Origin of the sequence: Pseudonocardia sp. P1 (assembly GCF_000178675.2) — a bacterium.
GTDB lineage: Bacteria > Actinomycetota > Actinomycetes > Mycobacteriales > Pseudonocardiaceae > Pseudonocardia.
Genome location: NZ_ADUJ02000001.1, coordinates 6,210,435 through 6,223,072, shown reverse-complemented (window position 1 = coordinate 6,223,072; position 12,638 = coordinate 6,210,435). Strand labels below are relative to the sequence as shown.

Here is a 12,638-nt window from a genome sequence, read left to right as displayed (position 1 = left end):
GCACCCACGATCTCGTGGCCTGTGGACAACTCGGCCCGGGACCGGGCAGGCAGGATGGGGACCATGGGTTCCGGTGCGACGCAGGACGAGCGCGACGCGTCGGCGGTGATCCGCGCCGAGGTCGACCACGGCGTCGCCGAGCTGGTGCAGGACCCCGACCGCCCGCAGTCCTGGACGCTGCTGCTCGACGGGACGGCGCAGTCGCACGTCGACCTGGCCGACCCGGAGCACCTGGAGTTCGAGTACGTCCGGCGGATCGCCCACGTCATGGACCTGGCGGCGCCCCCGTCGGTGCCGCTGCGCGTGCTGCACCTCGGTGGTGGCGCGTGGACCCTGGCCCGGTACGTGGCGGCGACGCGTCCGGGGTCGGCACAGACGGTCGTCGAGCTCGACGCGGCGCTGGCCGACCTGGTCGCGCACCGCCTTCCCGGCCCGGGCGGGTCGGACGGCCTGGAGGTCGTCACCTCGGAGGCACGGGCGAGCCTGGCCCTGTTCCCCGCCGGCGGGTTCGACCTCGTCGTGCTCGACGTCTTCGCGGGTGCCCGCACACCCGCCCAGGTCACGACCGCGGAGTTCCTGCGGGAGGTGCGCCGGGTCCTGGCACCGACCGGGATCCATGTCGCCAACCTGGGCGACGGTGCTCCGTGGCCGTTCCTGCCCGGGCAGGTCGCCACGGCCGGTGCGGCCTTCGCCGAGCTGGGCCTGATCGCGGCCCCGGACGTGCTGCGGGGTCGCCGGTTCGGCAACCTCGTGCTGGTCGGCTCGGACCGTGGTCTGCCGGTCCCCGGCCTGGTGCGCCGCGCCGCGGCGGACCCCTTCCCGGCCCGGGTCCTCGACGACGACGACACCCGCGCACTGGCCCGGGGCGTCGCCGTCGTCACGGACACGACGGCGACCCCGTCCCCGAAACCCCCCGCCGGCCTCTGGGGCCAGTGACCCCACAGACACACCGCGACCGCCCACCGACCCCGCACCCGCCCCGCACCCCCGCACCCGGCACCCGGCACCCGGCACCCGGCACCCGGCAGACGCTCACCAGATCCGGGTCCGCTCACCCGATCCGGCGAGCACCACCGCAATCGGTGAGCGTCCTCGTTCCCCGACCCGCGCCGCCAGGTGAGCGAGTCCGCCGACCACTCTCACGGCCGAGCCAGGTCCCGGGCACCAGGCCAAGCGCTCACGGAATCCGAGCCCGCTCACCAGACCCGAGCCCGCTCACCCGATCCGGCAAGCACCACCGCAATCGGTGAGCGTCCTCGCCCCGAGGTCCGTGCCAGCGGGGGGAACGAATCCGCCGACCACCCACGGCCGGGCCGGACCGGCGCCCGGGCCAGGCGCTCACGGAACCCGAGCCCGCTCACCAGACCCGAGCCCGCTCACCCGATCCGGCAAGCACCACCGCAATCGGTGAGCGTCCTCGTTCCCCGGCCCGCGCCACCGGGTGAGCGAGTCCGCCGACCACCCACGGCTGGACCGGGGCCCGGCCCAGGCGCTCACGGAACCCGAGGTCGCTCACGAGATCCGCGCCCGCTCACCGGATCCGGTGAGCGTTCGCCGAATTCGTGAGCGTCCCGGGGCGGCCGGGGTGGGTGACGGAGCGGGGTGGGTGACGGAGCGGCGGGGTCAGGCCACGGAGGGGTCGACCAGGACCTTCATCTTCCGGCCGGCGTGGAGGGCCTCGAACCCCTCCTCCACGACGTCGGCCATGGCGATCTTCTCCATCCAGCCGGTCGTGTCGTAGTGCCCGTTCGCCATGAGCTCGATGACGGCGCGGTAGTCCTCGTGGGTGTAGCAGAGCGAGCCCTGGATCCGGGACTCGCCCAGCACGAGGTTGAGCAGCGGCGTCACCAGCGGCGTCTCGTAGATCGCGACGCTGACCATCGGCCGTCCCGCGCCCAGGGAGTCGAGGGCGGTCGCGACGGCGGGGGCCACGCCGGCGGCGTCGTAGCAGGCGTCGGCGCCCCGCCCGTTCGTCAGGTCGGCGACGACCGCAGGCACGTCCACGGCGGTCGGGTCGAGGGTGTCGGCGCCGAGCCGCTCGATCGCCTGCCTGCGGGTCGGCGACGGCTCGACCACCCGGACGTTGTCGACGCCCGTCCCGCGCAGCGCGAACCACAGCCCGATCCCGATCGGGCCCGCGCCGAACACGAGCGCCGTCGCGCCCGGCTGCACGTCGCCGAGCTTCGCCGCGTGGTAGGCCACCGCCATCGGCTCGACGAGCGCGCCCATCTCCAGTGACACGTCGTCGGGGAGCTTGTGCAGCATGTGCGCCGGGACGACGGTCGACTCGGCCATGCCGCCGTCGGCCATCAGGCCGTGGAAGCCGATCGTCGCGCAGACGTTGTAGCGGCCCTCGCTGCACCGCGCGCAGGTCCCGCAGGTGTAGAGCGGCATCACCGCGACCCGGTCGCCGGTCTCGACACCGTCGACCCCGGACCCGACCTCGACGACGGTGCCGGAGAACTCGTGGCCCAGGGTCAGCGGCAGCTCGCGGCCGGTCAGCGGGTGCTTCTCGCCGTTCGGGATGAAGATGGGGCCGGCGTAGTACTCGTGCAGGTCGGAACCGCAGATGCCGTTGAACCCGACCTTCAGCCGCACCTCCCCGGCGCCGACGGGTGCCTCGGGCACGTCGGTGATGTCGAGCTGTCCGGGGCCCCGGTAGACGACCGCACGCATGGCTGTTCCCTTCGCCGACGACTCTGTCGCCGACGGGTCTACCAACCCCCGAGGGTCCCGGTCACGGGTTGGGCGAGGGTTGCATGCGCATCCCGCGACCTGTCGGGACGCGCCGGGCTCAGGACAGGTCAGAACGCCCCGGCCGCCTGGGCCCGCGCGACGTTGCCGCGGTGCTCGTCGTAGGTGACGGCGAAGCAGGACGTGCCCTCGGTGGTGCACCGGACGAAGAACAGCCACTGCCCGGCCTCGGGGGCCTCCGCGGCGCGCAGGGCCGTCGTCGACACCGACGCGACGGGCGTCGGCGGCAGCCCGGTGTTGAGGTAGGTGTTGTAGGGGCCCGGCGTCCCGCGGGCCTCGGACGTGGTCCGCAGCGCCTGCACGTCCAGCGGGTAGTTGACCGTGGAGTCCATCTCCAGCCGCTGGTTCACCCCGAGCCGGTTCTCGATCACCCGGGCCACCTTCGGCATGTCCGGGGCGAGCGCCTCCTTCTCGACGATCGAGGCGAGGACCAGGGTGCGGTAGGCGCCCTCCCCGGTCAGGCCGCCCTCGTCGAGCCGCTGCCCGGAGATCGCGAGGACCTCCCGCAGCACGTCCTCGGGGCTCCCCCGCGGGTCGATGTCGTAGGGGCCCGGTGCGACGAGCCCCTCCATCCGGCGCTCCGGGGCGGCGGCGCGGAAACCGTCGTGCGCCCAGTCCGGGACGCCGATCGCCTCCGGGTCGGCCGACGCCATGGCGGCGCGCAGCTCGTCGACCCCGGTGCAGGTGGCCTCGCCGTCGGCCGCGCCGAGGCAGGTCGCCTGCGAGATCTGGGAGAGGACGCCCGGGCTCACCGCGCCGTTCGGGGCACGGGTGTCGTCGAGCTGCACCCCGCCCTTGACGTCCATGAAGCCGACCCGGCGGTCCGGGTCGACGAGCGCCTCCGCCGCGGCGCCGCCCGACATCTGGGACCTCAGCTCGTAGTAGCCGGGCTGGACCCGCTGGACGGCCGGTTCGTCGGAGGCGGCGGAGACGAACGCCGCCCGCGACCGGACGACGTCCTGCTCGGCGAGGGACTCGCCGATGGCGCTGGTCGAGTCGCCCGCCTCCACCCGGACGACGACCGACCCGCTGCCACCGCCGGCGTAGTCGTCCGGCCCGAGCAGGTAGAGGGACCCGGCGACGAGCACGGCGCCCGCCAGGAGGGCCGAGGCGAGCAGGGCGAGCCGCCGCCTGCGGAAGTCCGCCGGCGTCGGCCGGTGCCGGACGGGCGGGGTGGTCACCGGTGCGCTCACACCCGGTCCCGTGCCCGGGACCGTCGGTTCACGTCGTTCTCGCCGGCGCCGGTCACGTGCCCGAGGGTAACCGCCGCGCTGCCCGGACGGGCACCCGCCCAGCGGTGTCGATCATGTGCCCGCGCAACCGTCAACGGTGCTGGTCGAGCCAGCCCTGCAGGATCTGCACCGCGGCGGCCTGGTCGACGACGGAACGCTGCTTGCGCCCCTTCACCCCCCGTCCGGAGAGCTGCCGGGCGGCGACCACGGTCGTCATCCGCTCGTCGGTCAGCTCCACCGGCACGTCGAGCCCGGCCTGCAGCGCGTCGGCGAACTCCCGCGCCGCCCGCGCGGCCGGGCCGTCCTCGCCCCGCAGGTTGCGGGGCAGGCCGAGCACGACGCCGACGACGTCGTGCTCGGCCACCAGCTCGGCGATCCGGCGGACGTCGGCCCCGTGCTCGGCGTCCCGCGGGACGGTCTCCACCGGTGTGGCGAGGATCCCGTCGGGATCGCACATCGCGACCCCGACGCGGACGGCGCCCACGTCGACGCCGAGCCGCCGGCCCCGCGTCCGGGTCACGCCCGCAGGGCGGAACGCAGCTTCTGGATGGCGGCGTCGATCCCGGCCGGGTCGGTGCCACCGCCCTGGGCCAGGTCGGGCTTGCCGCCCCCGCGCCCACCGACGGCCGCGGCGAACTCCGGGATGAGCTTCCCGGCGGCCACGCCGTTGTCCCGGGCGGCCTTCGTGGTGGCGACGACGAACGAGACCTTGCCGTCGGCGACGGCGAACAGGGCGACCACGCCGGGCCGGTCCCCGAGCTTGCCGCGGACGTCGGCGGCGAGGGTCCGCAGGTCGTTGCCGGCCACCCCGTCCGGGGCGGTGACGGCGACGAGCGCGGTCCCGTCGAGGTCCTCGGCCGCGTCGGCCAGGCTCCCCGCCGAGGCGAGGACGGCGTCGGCGCGGTGCTTCTCCAGGTCCCGCTCGGCGGTGCGCAGGCGCTCCACCAGGCCCTGGATCCGGTCCGGGAGCTCCTCGGGGCGGGCCTTGAGCTGTTCGGCGAGCTGGTTGACCAGCAGGTGCTCGGTGGTCGCGTGCTGGAAGGCGTCGAGCCCGACCAGCGCCTCGACGCGGCGGACGCCGGACCCGATGGAGGCCTCGGACAGCACCCGGACCAGGCCCAGCTCGCCGGTGCGGCGCACGTGCGTGCCCCCGCACAGCTCGCGCGAGTAGTCGCCCATGTCGACCACGCGGACCCGGTCGCCGTACTTCTCGCCGAACAGCATCATGGCGCCGAGCTTGCGCGCGGAGTCCATCGACGTCTCGTAGGTCTGGATCTCCCGGTCCTGCTGCAGGACCGAGTTCACCTCCTCCTCGATCTCCACCAGCGCGGCCGGGTCGACGGCACCGGTCGGCGAGGTGAAGTCGAACCGCAGGCGGCCCGGGGCGTTGAGCGAACCGGCCTGCGCGGCCGAGCTGCCCAGCGCACCGCGGACACCGGCGTGCACGAGGTGGGTGGCGGTGTGCGCGCGGGAGATCGCGGACCGGCGGGCCGGGTCGACCTCGGCGACGATCTCGGCGTCGAGGGTGACGGTCCCGGCGGTGACGACGCCGCGGTGCACCCGCAGCCCGGCCACCGGGGACTGGACGTCGTCCACCCGGATCTCGAACGAGCCGCCCCGGAGCACACCGGTGTCGGCCTGCTGGCCGCCGGCCTCGGCGTAGAACGGGGTGCGGTCCAGCAGGACCTCGACCTGGTCGCCCTGCTCGGCGGCGGGCACGGTCTGCCCGTCGCGGAGCAGGCCGACGATCCGGGACTCGGAGTTCAGCGACTGGTAGCCGAGGAAGTCGGTCGCACCGTGGGTGTCGAGGACGGCCCGGTACACCGAGGCGTCGACGAAGCCGACCTTCCGGCCGGCGGCGTCGGCCTTGGCGCGGGACCGCTGCTCGTCCATCAGCGCGGTGAACCGCTCCCGGTCCACCGCGAGCCCGGCCTCGTCGGCCATCTCCAGGGTGAGGTCGATCGGGAAGCCGTAGGTGTCGTGCAGCTGGAACGCCTGGTCACCGGGCAGCGTGGTGCGACCGGTGGAGCGGGCCTCGGCGACGGCCCCCTCGAAGATCTTCTCGCCGGCGGTGAGGGTGGCCCGGAAGGTGTCCTCCTCCGCCCGGATCACGGCGGAGATCCGCTCGAAGTCGGTGGCGAGCTCGGGGTAGGTCGGGGACATGGTGTCCCGGACGACGGCGGCGAACTCGCCCAGGCACGGCCCGGTCACGCCGAGCAGCCGGGCCGAGCGCACGATGCGGCGCAGCAGCCGGCGCAGCACGTAGCCGCGGCCCTCGTTGCCGGGGGTGACGCCGTCGCCGATGATCATCATGGACGACCGGGCGTGGTCGGCGATGACCCGGAACCGGACGTCGTCCTCCTCGTTCCGCCCGTACCGCCTGCCGGACAGCTCCTCGGCCTTGGCGATCACCGGCCGGACGAGGTCGGTCTCGTAGACGTTGTTGACCTCCTGCAGGAGGAAGGCCACGCGCTCGACGCCCATGCCGGTGTCGATGTTCTTGTGCGGCAGCGTCCCGATCGGCGGGTGGCCCTTCTTCGGGGACAGCTCGCCGCGCTCGTCCTGCATGAAGACGAGGTTCCAGATCTCCAGGTAGCGGTCCTCGTCGGCCTCCGGGCCGCCCTCGGCACCGAACTCGGGGCCCCGGTCGTAGTAGATCTCCGAGCACGGGCCGCCGGGACCGGGCACGCCCATGTCCCAGTAGTTGTCGTCCCCGCCGCGGCGCTGGATCCGCTGCTCCGGGAGCCCCGCGATGTCCTTCCAGAGCGCGATGGCCTCGTCGTCGTCGTTGTAGACGGTGACCCAGATCCGCTCCGGGTCGAAGCCGTAGCCGCCCTCGTCCTGGCTGTTCGTGATCAGCGACCAGGCGAACTCGATCGCGCCGCGCTTGAAGTAGTCGCCGAACGAGAAGTTGCCCGCCATCTGGAAGAACGTGGTGTGGCGGGTCGTCTTGCCGACCTCGTCGATGTCCGGGGTGCGGACGCACTTCTGGATCGACGTGGCGCGCGGGTACGGCGCCGGTACGTCACCGAGGAAGTACGGCTTGAACTGCACCATGCCCGCATTGACGAACAACAGCTGCGGGTCCTCGAGGATCAGCGAGGCGCTGGGCACGGGCGTGTGCCCGTTCCGCTCGAAGTGGGCGGTGAAACGGCGGACGATCTCGTGGGTCTGCACCGGAAGGTCTCTCGTGACGGGTACGGCGACGGCGGTGCGCAGCGGCGACGCTGCGCGGGGACACCGTACGGCGGCCCGGCGCGGGCGCGCCGGGGAGGCTCGGGTGACGCGGGGCCTCAGGCACCCGCGCCGGGCGCTCGGTCCCGGAACGGTTCGCGCGGCACGGGGAAGGGCACGCCGGTCCTGCTCACGCGGCACCCTCCCCTCGACACGCGGTCACCGGCCAGGCTACTCCCCGTGTGCGAGAGGGTTTCCGCCGGTCGACGACGGTGCCGGGGAGCGATGCCGGCGAGCGATGCCGGGGAGCCGGGAACGGGGTCGGCCGGTGCCGGAGTGCGCCCGAGCACTCCGGCACCGGCCGGTTGCGGCCCGTGCCGTGGTCACCGGTCCGGGGGTGTGACCGGTGACCGGTCCGGCCGGTCCGCCGTTCTCTCGCCGCCCCACGTGGTGGGCTCAGACGGCGACGCGCAGCTCCGGGCCGTCGGCCACGACGACCGGACGGCGCGGGGCGGGGATCGCACCCGGGGCCGGGTGCGGCACGGTCACCGGCGGGCGCACGGGGCGCTGCCCCGGCGTGCCGGCCGCCCGCTCGCCCTCCCGCTCGGCGGCCCGGCGCGCGGCGCGGCCCTCGAGCTCACGACGCAGCCGCTGCAGCGCCCGGTGCTGGGCCACGCGGACCGCGCCCGGGGTCGAGCCGAGCGCCTGGGCGGTCTCCTCCGCCGTCATCCCGACGGCGATCCGCAGCGTGAGGATCTCGACCTGGCGCGATCCGAGGATGTCGAGCAGGTCACCGAGCCGCTCGTTGCGCTCGGCGTCGAGCACGACCTGCTCGGGGTCGTCGTCGCGGCTGATCCGCTCGGGGATCTCCTCGACGGCGTCGCAGCGGTTGCGGGCCATCGCCCGGAACGCGTCGGCGATCTTGTGCCGGGCGATGCCGAAGACGAACGCGCGGAACGACATGCCGGACAGCCGGTACTCCGGGAGGACGGCGAGGACGGCCATGCACACGTCCTGTGCGACGTCGTCGGCCGAGCCCAGGGTCGTCTCCCGGCGGCCGAGCCGGGCCCGGCAGAACCTCTCGACCTGCGGCTGGACCTTCGACAGCAGCAGCGCCACCGCCGCGGGCTCGCCGGCGACCGCGGCCCGGAGGAGCTCGGGTGGAAGGAGGTCGGGCCCGGCGCCCGTGGTGCGCTCGACCGGATCCGTGGGCCGCTCCTCGACGGTGTCGTCCTCGACGGGCGGATCGATCACCGCGGTTCCCTCGTGCATCGTGCCCAGCGCTCCTTCCGTGCGGCGCCCCCGCACCCCGTCGCCGCGCCGCCGCGGGACCCTCCCCCGGGTCCTCGGCACGCTCGGTGGTCGTCACCGGGGTCGTCGGCTCTCCGGCGACTCCGCTCGGCCGCGCCCCGGTCTGCGATCAACCCTGGCCAGGCACCCGTTCGGGGTCAATCAACATGCTCAATTTGCGGTATACGACGACACGCGGTACGGGCGTTGGTCCCTACGAGGCAATCGAGCGGGGCGGGAAGCGCCGTTCGGGCGTCATCAGATCTGATGGCGTAGCGAAGCGTGACCCGCGTGGAGCAGCATCGTTGAGCCGGGTGTCACGGCCCGATCACTGCCCGAAGGACCCTCAGTGCCCCTGCGCCGCCCGCACCGACTGCTCCTCGCCGCCCTCGCCGGGACCGCCGCGATCGGGCTCGGTGTCGCCGTCCCCGCCACGGCCGCCCCGACGCTGCCGGTCGATCTCCCGATCCTGACCGAGGACGCCGCCGCCGGCCTGCTGCCGGCGGTGGGTGAGGCCGCGGGGACGTCGCTGGCGGGGAGCTGGTTCGAGGACGGCCGGCTGATGGTCGGCACCTGGGACCCGGCACTCGCGCCCGTGCTGACACGCCTCGGCGCCACCCCGGTCGTCCGGGACGAGCCCCGGCGCGACCCGGGTGCCGTGCTGGGCGAGCTCACGGCCCGCACCGCGACGGCGATGCCGGCCGGGCTCGCGTCGTACGGGATCGACCCGCGTACCGAGCAGGTCGTGCTCGAGGTCGTCGACGGCGCCGGGGCGGACGCACTCGCCGGTGCCCTGACCGCGGGACTGGACCCGTCGGCGGTGCGGGTGGAGCGGGTGCCGGCGGGCCCGCGGCAGCAGGCCGCCGTGGCGGGCGGCGACACGATCACCGACGGCAGCCGGCGCTGCACCGCGGGCTTCGCGGCGTCGGACTCGTCCGGCGACGACTGGGTGCTCACCGCCGGGCACTGCACCCGCGGCTCCTCGACCTGGTACGACTCGGAGCAGAGCACGATCGGGACGGGCGCCCGGTCGGCGGGCGGCGCCGTCGACGTCGGCGCGATCCCGGTCGCCGAGGGCAGCGCCTCGCCGACCGTCTCCGGCACCCGGGTGGCGGGCACGAGCGCGGCCCCGGTCGGCTCGACGGTGTGCCTCTACGGCTCGACCAGCGGCCGCTCCTGCGGCAGCGTCGAGCGCACCGACATGACGGTCAACTTCGACGGCCAGCAGCAGTCCGGCCTCACCGCCGTCGGCGCCTGCGCGCAGGAGGGCGACTCCGGCGCCCCCTACATCACGTCGAGCGGGCAGGCCCAGGGCGTGCACACCGGCGCGGGCGGCTCGGACAACTGCACGAGCTACTTCACCCCGATCGGCACCGCGACGAGCGCGCTCGGCCTGACGCTCACGACCGGCTGAGCAGGCGGGCCGGGGCCGTTCAGCCCCGCTCGCCCCGCACGACCCGGCGCAGCTTCGGGACCCGCTCGGCGAGCGTGCGCTCGAACCCGCGGCCGGACGGCGCGTAGTAGTCCGTCCCGACGACGTCGTCCGGCGGGTACTGCTGGCGCAGCACCCCGTCCGGGTCGTCGTGCGGGTACCGGTAGCCGACGGCGTTGCCGAGCTTCTGCGCCCCCGCGTAGTGCCCGTCGCGCAGGTGCGGGGGCACGCCGCCGACCTTGCCGGACCTCACGTCGGCCATCGCCGCGTCGATCGCGGTGATCACCGCGTTCGACTTCGGCGCGGTCGCGAGATGCACCGTGACCTGGGCGAGCGCGATCCGCGCCTCCGGCATGCCGACGAGCTGCACGACCTGGGCGGCGGCCGTCGCGGCCGGCAGCGCGGTCGGGTCGGCGAGGCCGATGTCCTCGGACGCGTGGACCATCAGCCGCCGGGCGATGAACCGGGCGTCCTCCCCCGCGACGATCATGCGGGCGAGGTAGTGCAGCGCGGCGTCCGGGTCGGAGCCGCGGATCGACTTGATGAAGGCGCTGATGACGTCGTAGTGCTGGTCGCCCGCCCGGTCGTAGCGGACGGCGACCTCGGTGACGGCCCGCTCGACGGCGTCGAGGTCGACGACCGGCGGCCCGTCCCCGGCTGCGGCACCCGCGCCGAGGACACCGTCGGCGGCCGCCTCCAGCGCCGTCAGGGCCCGGCGGCCGTCGCCGGCGGAGAGCCGGATCAGCGCGTCCTCGCCGTCGGCGGCGAGGGTGACCGTCCCGGCGAGACCGCGCTCGGACGCGACGGCACGGCGCAGCAGTGCGCGGACGTCGTCCTCCCCCAGCGACTGCAGCTGCAGGACCAGCGAGCGGGACAGCAGCGGCGAGACGACCGAGAACGACGGGTTCTCGGTGGTGGCCGCGACCAGGAGGACGAGCCGGTCCTCGACGGCGCCGAGCAGCGCGTCCTGCTGGGTGCGGGAGAACCGGTGGACCTCGTCGATGAACAGCACCGTCGACGTGCCGCTGCGGTCACGGCGGCGGCGTGCCTCCTCGATGACGGCGCGCAGCTCCTTCACCCCGGCGGACAGCGCGGACAGGGCGACGAAGTGCCGCTCCGCGCCGCCCGCGCCGGCCATCAGCCGGGCGAGCGTCGTCTTCCCCGTCCCGGGTGGCCCGTAGAGCAGCACCGACGCCGCCGCGCCACCCTCGAGCAGCCGGCGCAGCGGCGCGCCCGGCTCGAGGAGCTCGGACTGCCCGACGACCTCGTCGAGGCTGCGCGGGCGCATCCGCGCGGCCAGCGGGGCGTCCGGGCGGGGCACGGACCCGTCCCCCTCCCCGGGGGTGTCCCCCGGGGAGGGGTCGATGTCGAACAGGCCGTCGGTGCTCATCGCCGCCCAGCCTGCCAAATCCGGCCGGGCCGGACCCGCGTCAGGGTCGGTCGATCTCGTCGGCCAGGACCGGCGTGTGCACGGCGTGGTCCTCGTGGAACCGGTTCTCCGCGTAGAGCACCACGACGACCGCCGTGCCCACGACACCGATCGGCAGCGCCAGCACGAGGTTCACCAGCGCCCCGGCCAGCGGGCTCACGACGCCGACGGCCGCTCCGACCAGGCCGATCACGAAGCCGGCGACGCAGGCGGCGAGCCCGAACAGTGCGAACCGGCCGAGCGTCGGGAAGAACCGGCGGTGGACCAGGGTGACGACCCGCCCGATCCCGCCCCGCTCGACGCCGACGACACCGGGCAGCGCGGTGAGCACGGTGCCCGCGTAGAGCGCGCCGGCGAGGATCGGCAGGACCGCGAGGAACGGGCCGAACGCGAGCACGAGCACCGCGACGGCGGCCCCTGCCGCCGCGGCGACCGCGGCGGTCCAGCCGATCGCGGGCACGGCGCGGTTCCGCACGAACGCGATCACCTGGTCACGGGTGTAGGGCCGCCGGGCCGCGTCGCGGACGGTGACGAACACGGCCGCCATCGCCCCGAGCGCGCTCACCGCGACCGAGAGGATCCCGAACAGCAGGACGAGCACGGCCGTCCCGGCCAGCGCCCCGCGCCCGGGCAGGACGAACCCGCCCCCGATCCCGGAGACCACCAGCACGACCTGCAGCAGCAGGGCCGGCACCAGGATCAGCGCCTGGACGACCAGCAGGGGCTTCCACGACCGCTGCACGGTGGCGATCACCTTCCCGAACCAGTCGCCCAGCGAGAACGGGACGAGCGGGTCCGGCGAGGTGCCGCCGGGCGGACCGGGGTGGCCGGGGTACGCGCCGTGGGGCGGCGGGTACGGCGCGCCGTACTGCCCCGCGCCGTACTGCCCCGCGCCGTACTGCCCCGCGCCGTACTGCCCTGCGCCGTACTGCCCTGCGCCGTACTGCCCCGCGCCGGACGGAGCGGCTCCGTACGGCGGCCCGCCCCCGTACTGCGGGCCCGCCCCGTACGGCGGCGTGGCTCCGTACCGCGGACCGGCCCCGTGGCGGGGATCGCCGCCGTACTCCCGGCCGGCCGGGTACTCCTGGTGGCCGTACGGCGGGTGCCCGGTGACCTGCCCGTACCCGCCGGCGGGCTGCTGCGGGTACGGCGTCCCGTACGGCTGCTGCCCCGGCTGCGTCCCGGGTGCGTCGCTCTCCGGCCCCCCGTGGCCCGACCGGGCCGCACCACCCTCCGGCGGTTCGTCGCTCATGCGCGCGGACACTAGTCCCGACCGCCGACGACGGGGTGCGCCTGCGCCCCGCCGCCCCCGATTTCGTGACCGGCG

8 protein-coding genes and 1 pseudogene are annotated in these 12,638 nt (G+C 75.0%); 2 read left to right on the top strand and 7 right to left on the bottom strand.

The window, feature by feature from the left end; genetic code table 11:
• Window positions 1–63: 63 nt before the first annotated feature.
• Window positions 64–936 (top strand): spermidine synthase, encoded by an 873-nt coding sequence (locus PP1_RS28860; RefSeq protein ID WP_010228631.1) that lies wholly within the window; start codon window positions 64–66, stop codon window positions 934–936.
• Window positions 937–1,623: 687 nt separating this feature from the next.
• Here PP1_RS28860 and PP1_RS28855 read toward each other — a convergent pair.
• From PP1_RS28855 to shbA, 5 genes and pseudogenes are all read right to left on the bottom strand, one after another.
• Window positions 1,624–2,676 carry a 2,3-butanediol dehydrogenase gene (locus PP1_RS28855; RefSeq protein WP_010228633.1) on the bottom strand — a complete coding sequence of 351 codons (1,053 nt, stop codon included), beginning with the start codon at window positions 2,674–2,676 and terminating at the stop codon, window positions 1,624–1,626.
• Between the two features lie 128 nt (window positions 2,677–2,804).
• Entirely contained in the window at window positions 2,805–3,947 is a 1,143-nt protein-coding gene (locus PP1_RS28850; RefSeq protein ID WP_010228635.1) for an endolytic transglycosylase MltG, read from the bottom strand.
• Window positions 3,948–4,077: 130 nt separating this feature from the next.
• A complete protein-coding gene (gene ruvX / locus PP1_RS28845) occupies window positions 4,078–4,506 on the bottom strand; it encodes a Holliday junction resolvase RuvX (RefSeq protein WP_010228637.1) in 429 nt (142 codons plus the stop codon).
• Complete coding sequence (gene alaS / locus PP1_RS28840) at window positions 4,503–7,163, bottom strand: alanine--tRNA ligase (RefSeq protein ID WP_010228639.1); 2,661 nt, start codon at window positions 7,161–7,163, stop codon at window positions 4,503–4,505. The genes ruvX and alaS overlap by 4 nt, the downstream gene beginning before the upstream one ends.
• 630 nt (window positions 7,164–7,793) lie before the next feature.
• Window positions 7,794–8,432: pseudogene (gene shbA / locus PP1_RS28835) on the bottom strand (RNA polymerase sigma factor ShbA); the annotation flags it as partial.
• Window positions 8,433–8,799: 367 nt separating this feature from the next.
• On the opposite strand from shbA, the gene PP1_RS28830 reads away from it, so the two are divergent.
• Window positions 8,800–9,864: a S1 family peptidase gene (locus PP1_RS28830; protein ID WP_010235465.1), complete on the top strand. Its 1,065-nt coding sequence runs from the start codon at window positions 8,800–8,802 to the stop codon at window positions 9,862–9,864.
• 19 nt (window positions 9,865–9,883) lie between these two features.
• On the opposite strand, the gene PP1_RS28825 is transcribed toward PP1_RS28830, so the two are convergent.
• Complete coding sequence (locus PP1_RS28825) at window positions 9,884–11,272, bottom strand: replication-associated recombination protein A (protein WP_010235461.1); 1,389 nt, start codon at window positions 11,270–11,272, stop codon at window positions 9,884–9,886.
• Window positions 11,273–11,312: 40 nt separating this feature from the next.
• The gene (locus PP1_RS28820; RefSeq protein ID WP_033200106.1) at window positions 11,313–12,563 is read right to left on the bottom strand and encodes a hypothetical protein; all 1,251 of its coding nucleotides are present in this window, start codon (window positions 12,561–12,563) and stop codon (window positions 11,313–11,315) included.
• Between the last annotated feature and the right edge of the window lie 75 nt (window positions 12,564–12,638).

What these genes read in the sequence shown, in the direction of transcription:
- PP1_RS28860 (WP_010228631.1), top strand. Translation starts at nt 64, where the DNA reads ATGGGTTCCGGTGCGACGCAGGACGAGCGCGACGCGTCGGCGGTGATC.
- PP1_RS28855 (WP_010228633.1), bottom strand. Translation starts at nt 2,676, where the DNA reads ATGCGTGCGGTCGTCTACCGGGGCCCCGGACAGCTCGACATCACCGAC.
- PP1_RS28825 (WP_010235461.1), bottom strand. Translation starts at nt 11,272, where the DNA reads ATGAGCACCGACGGCCTGTTCGACATCGACCCCTCCCCGGGGGACACC.
- PP1_RS28820 (WP_033200106.1), bottom strand. Translation starts at nt 12,563, where the DNA reads ATGAGCGACGAACCGCCGGAGGGTGGTGCGGCCCGGTCGGGCCACGGG.